This window comes from Microbacterium sp. Y832, from assembly GCF_057669765.1.
The window spans coordinates 575130-592614 of record NZ_JBYHFM010000003.1 but is presented as its reverse complement, the minus strand read 5'-3'; the positions used below and the strand labels follow the sequence as shown (position 1 = coordinate 592614).

The following is a 17485-nucleotide window of genomic DNA, read 5'->3' as shown; positions in this document are numbered from 1 at the left end:
CCCCAGGAGTACCGTGACACAGGCCGAGTTCGTCGTCGTCGCCAATCGACTTCCCGTCGACCGGATCACCGAGGGGGAGTATGCCGGCGGGTGGCGCCCGTCGCCCGGTGGACTCGTGACAGCCCTCGAACCCGTCATGCGCCAGACGAAGGGCGCGTGGGTCGGGTGGCCCGGGCAGCCCGACCTGGCGCTCGAGCCGTTCGACTTCGATGGCATGCACCTCGTTCCCGTCGAACTCTCGGCATCCGACGTCGAGAACTATTACGAGGGCTTCTCGAACGACACGATCTGGCCGCTCTATCACGACGTCATCGCGGCGCCGCGGTACCGCCGCGTGTGGTGGGACGCCTACGTCAAGGTCAACGAGCGCTTCGCCCGCGCCGCCGCCGATGCCGCAGCGCAGGGCGGCACCGTCTGGGTGCAGGACTATCAGCTGCAGCTCGTGCCGCAGATGCTGCGCGAAGCGCGGCCCGACCTGACGATCGGATACTTCCACCACATTCCTTTCCCCGCATACGGCCTTTACTCGCAGCTGCCCTGGCGGCGCCAGGTGCTCGAAGGGCTGTTGGGCGCCGACGTCATCGGCTTCCAGCGCGTCGCCGACGCCAGCAACTTCGCCCGCGCCGTGCGGCGACAGCTGCGCTACGAGACGAAGGCCAGCGGCATCCGCGTGCCCGACGGCGAGGGCACGACGCGCCTCGCCGTCGCCAAGGCGTTCCCCATCTCGATCGATGCCGCGACGTACGTCGAGATGGCGCAGCGCCCCGACATCCAAGCTCGGGCAGCCGAGATCCGCGAGAGCCTCGGCAACCCCAAGAGGATCCTGCTGGGCGTCGATCGCCTTGACTACACGAAGGGCATCCGCCACCGGCTGAAGGCGTACGGCGAGCTGATCGATGACGGTCGCCTCGACGTCGAAGACGTCACCCTCGTGCAGGTCGCGAGCCCCAGTCGCGAACGCGTGCAGGCCTACATCGAGCTGCGCGACGAGATCGAGCTCACGGTGACCCGCATCAACGGTGACCACGACACGATCGGCTATTCGGCGATCCGGTACCTGCACCAGGGGTTCCCGCGCGAGGAGATGGTCGCGCTGTACCTGGCCGCGGACGTCATGCTGGTCACGGCGCTCCGCGACGGTATGAACCTCGTCGCGAAGGAGTACGTCGCGTCGCGCGTCGACAACCGCGGCGTGCTCGTGCTGAGCGAGTTCGCCGGAGCCAGCGACGAACTGGGGTCCGCACTGCGGGTCAATCCGCACGACATCGGCGCGCTCAAGGACACGATCATGCGCGCGATCGAGATGCCGGCAGCCGAGCAGGGGCGGCGCATGCGGGCGCTGCGTCGCAAGGTGCTCGACTTCGACGTCGCCCGATGGTCCAAGACCTTCCTCCAAGCCCTCGCGGCATCGAAGGACCGAGCGGGATGACCGGCTACGAAGCCCTGCGTCGCGTCGCGGCATCCGATCGCCTGCTCGTCGCACTCGACTTCGACGGCACGCTGTCGCCGCTGGTCGACGAGCCCATGTCCGCCCGCATGCTGCCCTCGGCGCGCGCCGCGATCGAACGCCTCGCGGCGCTGCCCGACACGACCGTCGCCCTCGTGTCGGGGCGCAGCCTCGTCGACCTGCGAGAGATCGCCGAGCACGCCGATGACTCCGTCTACCTGCTCGCCGGAAGCCACGGCGCGGAGTTCTGGACGCCCGGCGAAGGTGCCCTCGAACCCGAGCCCGACATCGTCGACGCCGAACTGCGCGACCGCCTTCTCGCCGACGCGCGGCGTGCGACAGAGGGACTCGCCGGCGTGTGGATCGAGCCCAAGACCTTCGGTCTCGGCGTGCACACGCGCCTCGCCGAGCCCGCCGACGCCGAGCGTGCCCACGCGGCGGTCGATGCCATGGTCATCGCCGAAGCGCCGCACTGGCGCCGACGCACGGGCAAGCACATCGTCGAGTACGCCTTCCGGCACGAGGGCAAGGACTCGGCGATCCACGAGCTGCGCAAACGGCTCGGTGCCACGGCGGTCCTCTTCGCCGGCGATGACGTGACGGATGAAGACGCTCTGCGCAGCCTCGGCGTCGACGACCTCGGTGTGCGCGTGGGGGCGGGGGAGACCGCCGCCGCCCTGCGAGTGGCCGACATCGACGAACTCGCCGCTCTGCTGGACGATCTCGCCACGCAGCGTCGGGCGGTCACCGGTGAGAACACGGCCCCTGCCCGGGAATAGACTCAGGGGATGCCCGAGTCTCGCACCGACATCGACATCAAGCCCCGCAGCCGCGTCGTCACCGACGGGATCGAAGCCACGACATCGCGCGGGATGCTCCGCGGTGTCGGCATGGGCGACGACGACTGGGAGAAGCCCCAGATCGGCATCGCATCGAGCTGGAACGAGATCACGCCCTGCAACCTGAGCCTGGACCGGCTCGCCCAGGGCGCCAAGGAGGGTGTGCACGCCGGTGGCGGCTACCCGCTGCAGTTCGGCACGATCTCGGTGTCGGACGGCATCTCGATGGGCCACGAGGGCATGCACTTCTCGCTCGTCTCACGTGAAGTCATCGCCGATTCCGTCGAGACCGTCATGATGGCCGAGCGCCTCGACGGGTCTGTGCTGCTGGCCGGATGCGACAAGTCCATCCCCGGCATGCTGATGGCCTCGGCACGCCTCGACCTGTCGAGCGTCTTCCTCTACGCGGGTTCCATCGCCCCCGGTTGGGTCAAGCTCTCGGACGGCACCGAGAAGGAGATCACGATCATCGACTCCTTCGAGGGAGTCGGCGCGTGCCTTGCCGGCCGCATGAGCGAAGCAGACCTCAAGCGCATCGAGTGTTCGTTCGCGCCCGGCGAGGGAGCGTGCGGCGGTATGTACACCGCGAACACGATGGCCTCGGTCGGTGAGGCCCTCGGGCTTTCCCTGCCCGGCTCGGCCGCCCCGCCGTCGGCTGACCGTCGCCGTGACGTCTTCGCGCACCGCTCGGGCGAGGCCGTCGTGAACCTGCTGCGCCTGGGGATCACGACCCGGGACATCCTCACGAAAGAGGCCTTCGAGAACGCCGTCGCCCTCGCGATGGCGCTCGGCGGCTCGACCAACGTCGTCCTGCACCTGCTTGCGATCGCCCGTGAAGCCGACGTCGAACTCAACCTGCACGATTTCAACCGCATCGGCGACAAGGTGCCGCACATCGGCGACCTCAAGCCGTTCGGCCAGTACGTCATGAACGACGTCGACCGTCAGGGCGGCATCCCCGTCGTCATGAAGGCGATGCTCGACGAAGGGCTGCTGCACGGCGACGCGCTCACGGTGACCGGAAAGACGCTCGCCGAGAACCTGCGCGACCTCGACCCGGACCCCGTCGACGGCACCGTCATCCACTCCTTCGACAACCCCATCCACGCCACGGGCGGCATCACGATCCTGCACGGCTCGTTGGCGCCCGAGGGTGCTGTCGTCAAGACCGCCGGGTTCGACGCCGCGGTCTTCGAGGGCCCCGCGCGGGTGTTCGAACGTGAGCGCGCCGCCATGGATGCGCTCGAGGCCGGCGAGATCGACAAGGGCGACGTCGTCGTCATCCGCTACGAGGGCCCCAAGGGCGGCCCCGGCATGCGCGAGATGCTCGCGATCACGGCCGCCATCAAGGGCGCAGGCCTCGGAAAAGATGTACTACTCTTGACGGACGGCAGATTCTCAGGCGGCACAACCGGCCTGTGCATCGGCCACATAGCACCCGAAGCGGTCGACGCAGGTCCGATCGCCTTCGTGCGCGATGGTGATCTGATACGGGTCGATATCGCGGCTCGCACTCTCGACCTACTCGTCGACGATGCAGAGCTCGCCTCCCGCCGCTCCGGCTGGGAGCCCCTTCCTCCGCGCTATACCCGTGGCGTCCTTGCCAAGTACTCCCGACTCGTGCGCTCCGCCGCTGAAGGCGCCACGACCGGCTGAGCCCCAGGCATCCGCATCCCGATCCGTCTCTGCGAGGACCATGACCATGCCCGCCGAATCCGCACCGGCCGTTCCCCGGCCTCCTGCCCGCACCGCTTCGCCGCCCGTGCTCACTGGCGCGCAGGCCGTCGTCCGATCGCTTGAGAAGCTCGGTGTCACCGACGTCTTCGGGCTGCCCGGTGGAGCGATCCTTCCGGTCTACGACCCGCTCATGGACACGTCCGAGATCCGCCACATCCTCGTTCGTCACGAGCAGGGCGCCGGGCACGCCGCCGAGGGCTATGCCTCGGCATCCGGACGCGTCGGCGTCGCGATCGCGACGTCGGGCCCCGGCGCGACCAACCTCGTGACGGCGATCGCCGACGCCTACATGGACTCGGTGCCGATCGTCTGCATCACGGGCCAGGTGTTCTCGAACCTCATGGGCACCGACGCCTTCCAAGAGGCCGACATCGTGGGCATCACGATGCCGATCACGAAGCACTCCTTCCTCGTGAAGGATGCGGCGGAGATCCCCGGCGCGATCGCGGCGGCCTTCGAGATCGCCTCGACCGGTCGCCCCGGCCCCGTGCTCGTGGACATCACGAAGGACGCCCAGCAGGCCGAGGCGCCCTTCGTGTGGCCCCCGCGCATCGATCTGCCCGGCTACCGCCCCGTCACCAAGGCGCACGGCAAGCAGGTCCAGGCGGCGGCGCAGCTGCTCGCCGAGTCGAAGAAGCCCGTCTTCTACGTCGGCGGTGGCGTCATCCGCTCCGGTGCGGCGGCCGAGCTGCTCGCTCTCGCCGAGACGACCGGCGTCCCGGTCGTGACGACCCTCATGGCGCGCGGCGCGTTCCCGGACTCCCACCCGCAGCACCTCGGCATGCCCGGGATGCACGGCACGGTGCCCGCCGTGCTGGCGCTGCAGGAATCCGATCTGCTCATCTCGCTCGGCGCGCGCTTCGATGACCGCGTGACGGGCAAGGCGGCACTGTTCGCTCCGAACGCGAAGGTCGTGCACGTCGACATCGACCCCGCCGAGATCTCGAAGATCCGCACGGCGGACGTGCCGATCGTCGGCGACGTCCGCGACGTGCTCGCCGACTTCGACGAGGCCTTCCGCAGCCTCACCGCGGGCACCAAACCCGATTTCGATGACTGGTGGTCGTATCTCGACGGTCTGCGGGATGAGTTCCCGCTGGGCTATGCGCAGCCGACCGATGGTCTGATGTCGCCGCAGCATGTCATCCAGCGCATCGGCGAGCTGACCGGCCCCGAGGGCATCTACGCCGCCGGCGTCGGCCAGCACCAGATGTGGGCGGCGCAGTTCATCAAGTACGAGCGTCCGAACTCGTGGCTGAACTCCGGCGGTGCCGGAACGATGGGCTACTCCGTTCCCGCCGCGATGGGCGCCAAGGTCGCCGAGCCCGACCGGGTCGTGTGGGCGATCGACGGCGACGGATGCTTCCAGATGACAAATCAGGAACTCGCGACCTGCATGATCAACAACATCCCGATCAAGGTCGCCATCATCAACAACTCGTCGCTCGGCATGGTGCGCCAGTGGCAGACGCTCTTCTATGAGGGCCGCTACTCGAACACCGACCTCAACACCGGCCACGACACCATCCGCATCCCCGATTTCGTCAAGCTCGCCGAGGCCTACGGCTGTCTCGCACTGCGTGTCGAGAAGGAAGAAGACGTGGATGCCGCGATCCGGACCGCGCTCGAGACGAACGACCGCCCCGTGGTCATCGACTTCGTCGTGAGCGCCGACGCGATGGTGTGGCCCATGGTGCCGCAGGGGGTCAGCAACAGCTACGTCCAGTACGCGCGGGATCACTCGCCGTCGTTCGATGAGGAGGCCTGAGATGCCCACGCACGTTCTGAGCCTTCTCGTCGAGAACAAGCCGGGTCTGCTGACCCGCGTCGCGGGCCTGTTCGCCCGTCGCGGCTTCAACATCGAGTCCCTCGCCGTGGGCGTCACCGAAGTGCCGGGACTGTCCCGCATCACGGTCGTCGTCGATGTCGATCAGCTGCCCCTCGAGCAGGTGACGAAGCAGCTCAACAAGCTCGTCAACGTCATCAAGATCGTCGAGCTCGAGTTCGCATCATCGGTGCAGCGCGAGCACATGCTGATCAAGGTCCGCGCCGACAACCAGACGCGGTCCAACGTGCTCGAGGTCGTCAATCTCTTCCGGGCACAGGTCGTGGACTACGCGCCTGACGCACTCGTCGTCGAGGTCACGGGCGACAAGGGCAAAGTCGACGCGTTCCTGCGCGCCCTCGAGCCCTTCGGCGTCAAAGAGCTCGCCCAGTCCGGCCTGCTCGCGATCGGACGCGGCGGCAAGAGCATCACCGAGCGCGTCCTGCGCGGCTGACCACACGAACACACTCCGGCTCCTGAACTCGTCGACGGACCGGTCACGACACCTCGACAAGCTCGGGGACCGAAGCAAAAGGAGAAAACCATGGCTGAGATCTTCTACGACGCCGATGCCGACCTCTCGATCATCCAGAACAAGAAGGTCGCGATCGTCGGCTACGGCTCGCAGGGTCACGCTCACGCGCTGAACCTGCGCGACTCGGGCGTCGAGGTCGTCATCGCGCTCAAGGAGGGCTCGAAGTCGATCGAGAAGGCCTCCGACGAGGGCTTCCAGGTCATGAACGTCGCGGATGCGACCGCCTGGGCCGATCTGATCATGATCCTCGCGCCCGACCAGCACCAGCGCGGGATCTACAACGACTACATCAAGCCGAACCTGGCTCCCGGCAAGACGCTCGCCTTCGCGCACGGCTTCAACATCCGCTTCGGCTACATCGACGCGCCCGAGGGCGTCGACGTCATCCTCGTCGCCCCCAAGGCCCCCGGCCACACGGTGCGTCGCGAGTACGTCGCCGGTCGCGGCATCCCGGACATCATCGCCGTCGAGCGCGACGCGTCGGGCACGGCGTGGGCGACGGCACTGTCGTACGCGATGGCGATCGGCGGCACCCGCGCCGGCGTCATCAAGACGACGTTCACGGAAGAGACCGAGACCGATCTCTTCGGCGAGCAGACCGTGCTCTGCGGCGGTGTGTCGCAGCTCGTCCAGTACGGCTTCGAGACGCTCTCCGAAGCGGGCTACCAGCCCGAGATCGCGTACTTCGAGGTGCTGCACGAGCTCAAGCTGATCGTTGACCTCATGTGGGAGGGCGGAATCGCCAAGCAGCGCTGGTCGATCTCGGACACCGCCGAGTACGGCGACTACGTCTCGGGTCCGCGTGTCATCGACCCGAGCGTCAAGGAGAACATGAAGGCTGTGCTCGCGGACATCCAGTCGGGTGCCTTCGCGAAGCGCTTCATCGACGACCAGGACAACGGCGCGATCGAGTTCGCCGAACTGCGCGACAAGGCCGCGTCGCACCCGATCGAGTCGGTCGGCCGCGAACTGCGCTCGCTCTTCGCGTGGAAGCAGCAGGACGAGGGCTACACCGAGGGCAGCGCCGCGCGCTGATCTCGTCTGGCTTCACCGACGGGCGTCCCTTCGCGGGGCGCCCGTCGGCGTTTCCCGACGTCATCGGTGCGCGCCCGACTACGCTGGGACGCGTGGATCGCGATGCGGATCAGGATGCCCTCGCCTGGGACGGCGATGATGACCCGACCCTCGACGCACCCCAGCGTCTGCCCGACTCCGACCTGCCCCCCGGGTACTCCGTCGTCGGCAAGGGGAGCGCGGAGTTCGAGACCGCGGCCCAGGGGCGACGCGACGCGGCGGCACCCGCGCCCGCCGCGATGAGCAACACGGCGCTGCTGTTCCTCGGCGTCTTCGGCGGGATCTACCTGCTTTACACGATCGGCTGGCTCCTCGGCGGGATGCGACTGCAGCTCTACGCTCTGGGTGCGGTGCCGGCCCCGTTCTACTTCGCCTCGTTCGTCCTCGCCGCCGCGGCGCCGGTCGTCTGGTTCGCCACGACCTACCTGCTCACCCGTGGGATGAAGGCGTGGCAGCGCTTCGCATGGTTGTCCGCGGGGGCTGTGCTGCTCGTTCCGTGGCCGTTCCTGATGGTGGGGGCGGGGCCGCTATGAGCACGGCAACACGTCGCGCCGCCATGCCCACGTGGCTCATCGCCACGATCGCGGGCGCCTTCGGCCTGTTCTACGCGTACGCCGTCTGGGGCGCCCTCGACTTCCTCCTGCTGCAGGCCGGGGGCAACCTCGGGCTCAACGCCTTCGGCTGGTTCGTGCTGCTGTTGGCCGTGGCCTTTCCGATCATCATCTTCGCGGCGGCGTTCGCGCTCGGCTGGCGGCGCCCGGCCTGGCAGTTCGCTCTGCTGCTCCTGGCAGGGCTCGGGCTCTCGGCGGTGTTCTGGCTCGACATCCTCGCGTACGCCGCGACGAGCTTCGCGCTGTACGGCTGAGCGGCGTCGCACGGTCAGAGAAACGTGTTCGGGCGCGCTAGGCTGGGCGCCAGCCTCGTCCCAATGGCGTGCGGCGTGGCATCAGTCTGATCTGCCGTCGCACAGCACCCGAAGGATTCACCGTGACGAAGCCTGTCGTTCTCATCGCCGAACAACTCTCACCCGCCACGATCGACGCGCTCGGTCCCGATTTCGACGTGCGTCACGTCGACGGGACGGACCGCCCCGCGCTGCTGGCCGCGCTGGCTGACGCCAACGCCGTCCTCGTGCGCTCCGCGACCAAGATCGACGCCGAGGCCCTCGAGGCCGCACCGGTGCTCAAGGTCGTCGCCCGTGCCGGCGTCGGGCTCGACAACGTCGACATCAAGGCGTCGACCACGGCGGGCGTCATGGTGGTCAACGCCCCGACGTCCAACATCATCTCGGCCGCCGAGCTGACGATCGGCCACATCCTGTCGCTCGCGCGCCGCATCCCCGCCGCGCACGCCTCGCTGGCACAGGGGGAGTGGAAGCGCAGCGCCTACACGGGCACCGAGCTGTTCGAGAAGACCGTCGGCATCGTCGGCCTTGGCCGCATCGGCGCGCTCATCGCTGCCCGCCTGCAGGCATTCGACATGCGCGTCATCGCGTACGACCCGTACGTCACGAGCGCGCGCGCACAGCAGCTCGGTGTGCAGCTCGTCACGCTCGACGAACTGCTCGAGCAGAGCGACTTCCTCACGATCCACATGCCGAAGACCCCTGAGACGACGGGCATGATCGGCCTCGATCAGATGCGCCGTATGAAGCCGACGGCGTACGTCATCAACGTCGCCCGCGGTGGCCTCATCGACGAGGAAGCGCTGTTCGAAGCCCTCACGACGGGTGAGATCGCCGGTGCGGGCCTCGATGTCTTCACGACCGAGCCCCCCGTCGAGGGCGGTCCCGCCCGCAAGCTCCTCGATCTGCCCAACGTCGTGGTCACCCCGCACCTCGGTGCCTCGACGGACGAAGCGCAAGAGAAGGCCGGAGTCTCGGTCGCCCGTTCGGTGCGCCTCGCACTCGGCGGCGAACTCGTGCCCGACGCCGTCAACGTCGCGGGCGGAGTCATCGACCCCTACGTGCGACCCGGCATCCCGCTCGTCGAGAAGCTCGGCCAGATCTTCGCCGCGCTCGCGCACTCCCCGCTCACGTCGGTCGACGTCGAGGTTCACGGCGAGCTCAGCGCCTACGACGTCAGCGTGCTGAAGCTCGCCGCGCTCAAGGGCCTCTTCACGAACATCGTCAGCGAGACGGTCTCGTACGTCAACGCGCCGTTGCTCGCCGAGCAGCGCGGTATCGAGGTGCGCCTGCTCGTCGACGACGACAGTCCCGAGTACCGCAACATCATCACACTGCGCGGTGCGCTCTCGGACGGATCCCAGCTGTCGGTGTCGGGCACGTTGACCGGCACGAAGCAGATCGAGAAGATCGTCGACATCAACGGCTACGCGATCGAGCTGCCGATCGAGCGCAACCACGTCGTCATGGTCTACCAGGACCGCCCCGGCATCGTCGCGATCTACGGTCAGAAGTTCGGCGAGGCCGGCATCAACATCGCCGGCATGCAGATCGCGCGCCGCGAGGCCGGCGGTCAGGCCCTCTCGGTGCTCACGATCGATTCCCCGGCGCCCGAGGGCCTGCTCGAGGATGTGAGCGCGGCCATCCAGGCCGACCTCTTCCGTCAGATCGAGATCACCGAGTCCTGACGGCCGGGCCGTGCCCGGTCAGAGGCTGATCGCGCGCTCGACGAGTGCGATCAGCGCGTCGAGCTCGGCGCCCTCGGGCGTCGGGCCCGGGATCGCGCCGCCTGCGAGCGCGGTGTTGAAGTAGAGACCGTCGCTCACGAGCATCACCAGGTCAAGCGCCGCGCCGTCGGGCGCGTACGGCCGCAGCGCGTCCGCCCATTGTTCGCGCAGGTCGCGCAGCGCGTCGCCCGCGGCGGCGTTGCCGCCCTGTGCGAGACGGGCGGATGCCACGATCGCGCGGTCCAGCGGCGTGCCGCCGAGCACCGATGAGCGCAGAAAATGCGCAACGGGGCCCTCGGGTGCGTCGAGGATCGCGGCGACGTCTTCGTCGGCGAGCACGCGCAGGCGGTGGAGCACGCCCTGCTCGAGGGCGTCCTTCGATGCGAAGTGATAGAGCAGGCCGCCCTTGGAGACACCGGCGGTGCGAGCCGTGGCATCCATCGTCGCGGCACGTGCGCCGTCGTCGATCAGGAGCGATTCGAAGGCGTCGAGCACCTTCTCGCGAGCGAGGGGAGGGCGGCTCATGCGCGACCCCCGGACACTGTCGACATCCTGTTACTATACCGGCTGGACGGTTTAGAAAGGCATTCCATGACGACGGGTCCCATCACGGCTGCGATTCGCGCAGAGCACCAGCAGCGGGTCGGCTGGCGCGGCTGGGCGGCGCTGGTCGTGCTCATGCTTCCCGTGCTGCTGGTTTCGGTCGACAACACGGTGCTGAGCTTCGCGCTGCCCGCCATCGCGCTCGATCTCGAGCCGACGAGTGCGCAGCAGCTGTGGATCATCGACGCCTACCCGCTCGTACTCGCGGGCCTGCTCGTCACGATGGGCACGCTCGGCGACCGGTTCGGCAGGCGGCGGATGCTGCTGCTCGGCGCCACCGGATTCGCCGCGGTCTCGGTGCTCGCCGCGTTCGCGCCGACGGCCGCTCTCCTCATCGCCGCGCGTGCCGGCATGGGCGTCTTCGGCGCGATGCTGATGCCGTCGACGCTGTCGCTGCTGCGCACGATCTTCACCGACCGCGATCAGCGGCGCTTCGCCATCGCGGTGTGGGCGTCGATGTTCTCGGCGGGGGCCGCTCTCGGGCCGATCGTCGGGGGCATCCTGCTCGAGCACTTCGCGTGGGGTTCGGTGTTCCTCATGTCCGTCCCCGTGCTGGTGCCGTTGCTCGTTCTCGCGCCGCTCCTCGTGCCCGAGAGCCGTGACCCGAAGCCGGGCCGGATCGACGTCGTGAGCATCATGCTGTCGATGGCGACCTTGGTTCCGATCGTCTACGGCATCAAGGAGCTCGCCGTGTACGGGCCGTTGAGCCTCGCGCCCGTGCTGTTCGCAGCCGGGATCGCCTTCGGCTGGCTGTTCGTCCGCCGACAGCTGCGCGCCGAGACGCCCATGCTCGACATGCGGCTCTTCCGCAATCCGACGTTCAGCGGAGCGCTGCTCGTCAACCTGCTGAGCGTCATCGGGCTCGTCGGATTCCTCTTCTTCGTCGCGCAGCACCTGCAGCTCATCATGGGATTGAGCCCCATGATGGCGGGCTTCGCACTCGTTCCCGGTCTCACGGCGATGATCGCGGCGGGTCTGCTCGTCGTGCCGATCGCCAAGCGGTATCCCGCGCACATCATCGTGCCGTCGGCGCTGGCATTCTCGGTCCTCGGTTACGTGATGGTCGTGTTCTCGACGGGGCCTGACACGCTGGGGCTGCTGATCGCCGCGTTCGTCGCTCTCGGCATCGGGATCGGTGCCGCCGAGACGGTCTCGAACGAACTCGTGCTCGCGAGCGCTCCGCCGGCGAAGGCCGGCGCCGCGAGCGCGGTGTCAGAAACGGCCTACGAGCTCGGGGCGGTGCTCGGCACGGCCGTGCTCGGCGGCATCCTGACCGCGCTGTATCGCACGAGCCTCGTTCTGCCCGAGGGGCTTTCCGCCGCGGCCGAGAGCGCGGCGCGCGAAACGCTCGCGGGAGCCGTGCACGTCGCGGAAGGCCTCGACAGCGCGACCGGCGACGCGCTCCGCGAAGCGGCGGCCCACGCCTTCGATTCCGGCGTCGTCGTGACGGCGCTGATCGGCGCGGGCCTCGTCGTCCTGGCCGCTGTCATCGCCGCAGGGATGCTCGGTCGCCGCCGCTAGGCTGAAGCAATGTCGCGAGTTGTGAAGCTGGCCGTCATTCCCGGCGACGGCATCGGTCCCGAAGTGATCACCGAGGCCGAAAAGGTCCTGGATGCCGCGACGGCGGGCACCGGCATCCGCTTCGACAAGACCCGGTTCGATCTCGGAGCGGCGCGCTTCCTCGCCACCGGCGACACCCTGAGTGACGGGGATCTCGAGGCGATCAAAGCGCAGGATGCGATCCTGCTCGGCGCCGTCGGGGGAGTGCCCGGCGATCCCCGTCTGAAGGACGCCAACATCGAGCGCGGGCTGCTGCTGAAGCTGCGCTTCGAACTCGACCACTACGTCAACCTGCGCCCGTCAAAGCTGTACCCGGGAGTGCCGGGACCGCTCGCCGACCCCGGCGACATCGATTTCGTCGTCGTGCGCGAGGGCACGGAAGGACCGTACGTCGGCAACGGCGGGTCCATCCGCCAGGGCACACCGCACGAAGTCGCCAACGAGACATCGGTCAACACGGCCTTCGGCGTCGAACGCGTCGTGCGCTATGCGTTCGATCTCGCTGAACGGCGTCGCCGAAAGCTCACGCTCGTGCACAAGACCAACGTGCTCGTGCACGCCGGCGGGATCTGGAAGCGCATCGTGGATGCCGTGGCCGCGGAGCATCCGGGCGTCGAGGTGGACTACCTGCACGTCGATGCCGCGACCATCTTCCTGGTCACCGACCCTGAGCGTTTCGATGTGATCGTCACAGACAACCTGTTCGGCGACATCCTCACCGACCTGGCCGGCGCCGTCACCGGTGGCATCGGCCTCGCCGCCTCGGGAAACATCAATCCCGACGGCACGTTCCCTTCGATGTTCGAGCCCGTCCACGGCTCGGCACCCGATATCGCGGGAGCGCAGAAGGCCGATCCCACTGCCGCTATCCTGTCGATCGCACTGCTGCTTGATCATCTCGGGTTGCAGGACGAATCCGCCCGCGTCACCCGTGCCGTCGAAGCAGACATCGCGGATCGGGGCGAACAGACCCGCACGACTTCCCAGATCGGCGACGCGATCGCGGCACGCCTGCAGGCGTAATCTGTAACCGCGCACCGCGTCGACACTCACCAGCCAGGACGTGACATGACCCTCATCGATTCAGAAACCGACGCCGGCCTCGAGACGCTCGAGTTCGCCGTCACCCGCAACCTCGCAGCCAAGACGCCGCAGCAGCGCGCCGAGATCCTCGCGAACCCGGGCTTCGGCACGAACTTCACCGACCACATGGTCGACATCTGCTGGTCCACCGGCGGCGGGTGGCACCGCCCGCGCGTGCAGCCGTACGGTCCGATCGCCCTGGATCCCGCCGCAGCCGTGCTGCACTACGGGCAGGAGATCTTCGAGGGCATCAAGGCCTACCGGCACGCCGACGGGTCGGTGCACACATTCCGTCCCGAGCAGAACGCCCTCCGGCTGCAGCGCTCCGCCCGACGGCTCGCCCTGCCCGAACTGCCCGTCGCGTACTTCCTGCAGTCGATCCGCGAGCTCGTCGCCGTCGACGGCGACTGGGTGCCTTCCGGCGAAGACCAGAGCCTCTACCTGCGACCCTTCATGTTCGCCAAAGAGGCGTTCCTCGGTGTTCGCCCCGCACAGAAGGTCGCGTACTACCTCATCGCATCGCCCGCCGGTGCGTACTTCAAGGGCGGCGTGCAGCCGGTCTCGATCTGGCTCAGCGAAGAGTACGCGCGCGCCGGCCGTGGCGGCACGGGTGCTGCCAAGACCGGCGGCAACTACGCCGCCTCGCTGCTGCCGCAGGCCGAGGCCCACGAGCAGGGCTGCGACCAGGTCGTGTTCCTCGACCACGACCGCAACATCGAAGAGCTCGGCGGCATGAACGTGATCTTCGTCTATAAGGACGGGCGCATCGTCACTCCGCAGTCCGACTCGATCCTCGAGGGGATCACGCGCGACTCGATCCTGCAGCTGGCGGCCGACCGCGGCCACACGGTCGAACGGCGCACGATGCCGTTCACGGAATGGCGTGAGGGCGTCGCATCCGGTGACATCGTCGAGGTGTTCGCCTGCGGAACGGCGGCCGTCGTCACCCCCATCGGGGTACTCAAGGGGAGCGACTTCGAAGACGTGCAGCCGCGCGGCGAGCTCGCGATGTCGCTGCGCGAAGAGCTCACCGACATCCAGTACGGGCGCCGCGAAGACCGGCACGGCTGGCTCACGCGACTGGACGGCTGACACGTGCGCATCGCCCGGTTCCGCCACAACGAGACGATCCGATTCGGCATCGTCGATGAGAGCGACCTCGTCGTACTCGCCGGCGACCCCATGTTCGCCGGGTTCGACACGACGGGTGAGCGTGTGCCGCTCGCCGATGTCGCCCTGCTCGCCCCCGTCATCCCCCGCTCGAAGATCGTGTGCGTCGGCCGCAACTACCGCGACCACGCCGCCGAGATGGGCAACGACGTGCCCACGGCGCCGCTGCTTTTCTTCAAGCCGAACACGGCCGTCATCGGACCCGGTGACTCGATCGTCATGCCGCCGCAGTCGGAGCGCGTCGACTTCGAGGGCGAGCTGGCAGCCGTCATCGGCCGCGTCGCCAAGAACGTGCCGGCCGAGCGTGCGCTCGAGTACGTCTTCGGGTACACGATCGCCAACGATGTCACGGCACGCGACCTGCAGAAGAGCGACGGACAGTGGGCGCGCGCAAAGGGCTTCGACACCTTCTGCCCGCTCGGCCCCGCGATCGAGACGGATTTCGATCTGACGGGCGACGCCGTGCTCTCGACGCGCGTGAACGGCGAGGTGAAGCAGCAGGCGCCGCTCACCGACATGATCTTCCCGCTGGCGGATGTCATCGCCTACGCCTCTGCGGCGTTCACGCTGCTGCCGGGCGATGTCATCCTCACCGGCACGCCCGCCGGGGTCGGTCCGCTTGCCTCCGGCGACATCGTCGAAGTCGACATCACGGGGCTGGGCGTCCTGCGAAACGCCGTGCGCGCCGCGGATGCCTGAGGGATCCTCGCTCCTCGATCACGATGTAGCCCGCGTCCAGCGGCGCTCGGTCTGGGTGCTCTCCCTCGGGCAGATCCTCGGCGGAATCGCGTTCGGAGCGACGATCTCGCTCGGCGCGGTGCTGGCGGCCGAAGTGTCCGGCGATGAGACGCTCTCGGGGCTCGCAGCAGCGGCGGTCACCTTCGGCACGGCGGTCGTCGCCGTGCCGCTGGCCGCCTTCGCCCGCCGGTTCGGCCGCCGCATCTCTCTCGCGATCGGCATGCTGGTCGCTCTGATCGGCGTCGCGATCGTCATCGCCGCCGTCGGTGCCGGCTCGTTCGGTTTCCTGCTGACCGGGTTCCTGCTCATCGGCGGCGGTCAGGCCGCCAATCTGCAGTCGCGGTTCGCCGCAGTCGACCTCGCGACCGACCGCACGCGGGGCCGTGACCTGTCGATCGTCGTGTGGGCGACGACGATCGGGGCGGTCCTCGGGCCCAACCTGACCGGGCCCGGTGAGGCTCTCGGGTCGCTCATCGGCATGCCCGCGCTGACGGGTCCGTACATCTTCACGATCGTGGGGCAGGCGCTCGGCGTCGCGTTGTACCTGTTCGCTCTGCGTCCCGATCCGCTGCTGCTCGCCCAGCGCGTCGTCGCCCATCGCGCGGGGGGCGCGGGTGCCCCCATCGCCAAGCCGGACCGCCCGCGCGTCGCGCGCTACGCGATCTTCGCCGTCGCGGCCACACACGGCGTCATGGTGTCGGTCATGGCGATGACACCGGTGCACCTGCTGCACCACGGAGCCGACCTCGTCGTGATCGGGATGACGATCAGCCTGCACATCGCCGGCATGTACGCCCTCGCACCCGTCTTCGGCATCCTGGCGGATCGGATCGGCCGAGTGCGCACGATCCTGGTCGGCCAGGCGCTGCTCGTCGCGGCGCTTCTCACGGCGTCGTTCGGTCAGGAATCGACGATCGCCGTGACGGTCGGCCTCGTGCTGCTCGGGCTCGGCTGGAGCGCTTCGACCGTCGCGGGCTCGACCCTGCTCACCGAGGCGAGCTCGGAAGAGCGGCGCACGCGACGGCAAGGGCTCAGCGACTTCGCGATGAGTATCGTCGGAGCCGCCGGCGCGATCCTCGCCGGGATCGTCCTCGGGTGGATCGGCTACGGCGGACTCGCTCTCGTCGCGGGAGTCGCCGTCATCGCCGTCGTTGCGCTGTCCCCGGCCGGCCGCTTCGTGACCGCGCGGGATTAGCGCCCGAGTGTGAGCAGCGCCCCGTCGACGTCGTCATCGTCGTTGAAGATGTGAAAGGCGACACGGGCGCGGCCCGCCCGCCCCGACGCCGTGATCCCCGCCGCCGCGAGGGCCGCGAGGTCGTCGCCCGCGGCATCCGCCCATGTCACGATCGCGCTCGCGCGTGCGGGATGCGCCAGACCCATCCCGTCGCGGAAGCGGGCGGCCAGCCGGGTGGTCTCGTCGTGGGCAGCGTCGCGATCGAGGCCGGCGAACAGAGCGAGCGCCGGCTCGGCTCCGATGAAGGCCTGCCACGCCGGCGACACGTCGAACCGCCGCGCGTCGGCGGCGAGGTCGAACTCGTGTCCGTAGCACGACACCCACGGGTCGGCACCGGAGTACCACCCGGCGAAGATGGGCGTCATCTCGCGCGCGAAGCGGGGCGACACCGCGAGAAAGGCGACTCCGCGCGGTGCGCAGAGCCATTTGTAGGCGTGGCACACGACGGCGTCGTAGCGCTCGGCGTCGACCGGCAGCCAGCCGACCGCCTGCGTCGCGTCGGCGAACGTGCGCGCCCCGACCTCGCCGGCCGCCGCGAGGATCGCGTCGACATCGGCGACGTCTCCCGTCGCCGACTGCACGATCGAGAACGCGACGAGCGAGGTCGACGCGGTGATGGCCCCGGCGAGTTCGTCGAGCGGCGCGGTGCGCAGGCGGATTCCGCGCCCCGCGTGCGCGAAGGGCCGCACGACCGACGAGAAATCTCCCTCGGGCACGAGCACCTCGCCGCCGTCGGGGACGGCGGTCGCAACGAGGCCCGTGAATACCGACGCCTGCGCGCCGATCGCCACACGGTCTGCGCCGACACCGACGAGCCGGGCGAAGTGGGCGCGCGACCGCTCGACGATGTCGCAGTATCCCGCGATGTCGATGTCACCGCGGGCGGCCGCAGTGGTGTCGGCAATGACGGCGTCGCGGGCGGCGCGGGGCGGCAGACCCGCGGTGCAGGCTGCAAGGTAGCCGCTGCCCCCGTCGAAAGCGGCGCGTGCCGAGAGCAGAATGTCCATGC

General features: G+C 68.8%; 16 protein-coding genes. 14 read left to right on the top strand and 2 right to left on the bottom strand.

Annotation, left to right across the window (positions count from 1 at the left end; all coding sequences use genetic code 11):
- Positions 1-13 precede the first annotated feature (13 nt).
- The 9 genes from AC25YV_RS08540 (at position 14) to serA (ending at position 10049) form a co-directional block, all read left to right on the top strand.
- Positions 14-1429, top strand: a complete 1416-nt coding sequence (locus tag AC25YV_RS08540) for an alpha,alpha-trehalose-phosphate synthase (UDP-forming) (RefSeq protein ID WP_488123398.1) — start codon at positions 14-16, stop codon at positions 1427-1429.
- A complete protein-coding gene (gene otsB, locus AC25YV_RS08535; protein ID WP_488123397.1) occupies positions 1426-2226 on the top strand; it encodes a trehalose-phosphatase in 801 nt (266 codons plus the stop codon). The genes AC25YV_RS08540 and otsB overlap by 4 nt, the downstream gene beginning before the upstream one ends.
- Positions 2227-2235: 9 nt before the next feature.
- A complete protein-coding gene (gene ilvD / locus AC25YV_RS08530; RefSeq protein WP_488123396.1) occupies positions 2236-3942 on the top strand; it encodes a dihydroxy-acid dehydratase in 1707 nt (568 codons plus the stop codon).
- 46 nt (positions 3943-3988) lie between these two features.
- Positions 3989-5791 carry an acetolactate synthase large subunit gene (locus AC25YV_RS08525; protein ID WP_488123395.1) on the top strand — a complete coding sequence of 601 codons (1803 nt, stop codon included), beginning with the start codon at positions 3989-3991 and terminating at the stop codon, positions 5789-5791.
- A 1-nt stretch (position 5792) separates the two neighbouring features.
- Positions 5793-6302, top strand: coding sequence for an acetolactate synthase small subunit (ilvN, locus tag AC25YV_RS08520; protein WP_488123394.1), 510 nt, complete (start codon positions 5793-5795; stop codon positions 6300-6302).
- A gap of 90 nt (positions 6303-6392) precedes the next feature.
- A complete protein-coding gene (gene ilvC / locus AC25YV_RS08515; RefSeq protein WP_488123393.1) occupies positions 6393-7418 on the top strand; it encodes a ketol-acid reductoisomerase in 1026 nt (341 codons plus the stop codon).
- A 92-nt stretch (positions 7419-7510) separates the two neighbouring features.
- A complete protein-coding gene (locus tag AC25YV_RS08510) occupies positions 7511-7990 on the top strand; it encodes a DNA polymerase III subunit gamma/tau (RefSeq protein WP_488123392.1) in 480 nt (159 codons plus the stop codon).
- The gene (locus AC25YV_RS08505) at positions 7987-8322 is read left to right on the top strand and encodes a bacitracin resistance protein (protein ID WP_488123391.1); all 336 of its coding nucleotides are present in this window, start codon (positions 7987-7989) and stop codon (positions 8320-8322) included. Before AC25YV_RS08510 ends, AC25YV_RS08505 begins: the two co-directional genes overlap by 4 nt.
- Before the next feature lie 122 nt (positions 8323-8444).
- A complete protein-coding gene (gene serA, locus AC25YV_RS08500) occupies positions 8445-10049 on the top strand; it encodes a phosphoglycerate dehydrogenase (RefSeq protein ID WP_488123390.1) in 1605 nt (534 codons plus the stop codon).
- An 18-nt stretch (positions 10050-10067) separates the two neighbouring features.
- On the opposite strand, the gene AC25YV_RS08495 is transcribed toward serA, so the two are convergent.
- Positions 10068-10613 carry a TetR/AcrR family transcriptional regulator gene (locus AC25YV_RS08495; RefSeq protein WP_488123389.1) on the bottom strand — a complete coding sequence of 182 codons (546 nt, stop codon included), beginning with the start codon at positions 10611-10613 and terminating at the stop codon, positions 10068-10070.
- 66 nt (positions 10614-10679) lie between these two features.
- Between AC25YV_RS08495 and AC25YV_RS08490 the strand changes: the two genes are divergently transcribed.
- Genes AC25YV_RS08490 through AC25YV_RS08470 form a run of 5 tightly spaced genes read left to right on the top strand, consistent with a single transcriptional unit; the run spans position 10680 to position 16437 of the window.
- A complete protein-coding gene (locus tag AC25YV_RS08490; protein ID WP_488123388.1) occupies positions 10680-12212 on the top strand; it encodes an MFS transporter in 1533 nt (510 codons plus the stop codon).
- Between the two features lie 9 nt (positions 12213-12221).
- Complete coding sequence (locus AC25YV_RS08485; RefSeq protein WP_488123387.1) at positions 12222-13274, top strand: 3-isopropylmalate dehydrogenase; 1053 nt, start codon at positions 12222-12224, stop codon at positions 13272-13274.
- A 45-nt stretch (positions 13275-13319) separates the two neighbouring features.
- A complete protein-coding gene (locus tag AC25YV_RS08480) occupies positions 13320-14426 on the top strand; it encodes a branched-chain amino acid aminotransferase (RefSeq protein ID WP_488123386.1) in 1107 nt (368 codons plus the stop codon).
- A gap of 3 nt (positions 14427-14429) precedes the next feature.
- Positions 14430-15203 (top strand): fumarylacetoacetate hydrolase family protein, encoded by a 774-nt coding sequence (locus AC25YV_RS08475; protein ID WP_488123385.1) that lies wholly within the window; start codon positions 14430-14432, stop codon positions 15201-15203.
- Positions 15196-16437 carry an MFS transporter gene (locus tag AC25YV_RS08470; protein WP_488123384.1) on the top strand — a complete coding sequence of 414 codons (1242 nt, stop codon included), beginning with the start codon at positions 15196-15198 and terminating at the stop codon, positions 16435-16437. The genes AC25YV_RS08475 and AC25YV_RS08470 overlap by 8 nt, the downstream gene beginning before the upstream one ends.
- Here AC25YV_RS08470 and AC25YV_RS08465 read toward each other — a convergent pair.
- Positions 16434-17483 carry an aminotransferase class V-fold PLP-dependent enzyme gene (locus tag AC25YV_RS08465; protein WP_488123383.1) on the bottom strand — a complete coding sequence of 350 codons (1050 nt, stop codon included), beginning with the start codon at positions 17481-17483 and terminating at the stop codon, positions 16434-16436. The genes AC25YV_RS08470 and AC25YV_RS08465 overlap by 4 nt on opposite strands.
- Between the last annotated feature and the right edge of the window lie 2 nt (positions 17484-17485).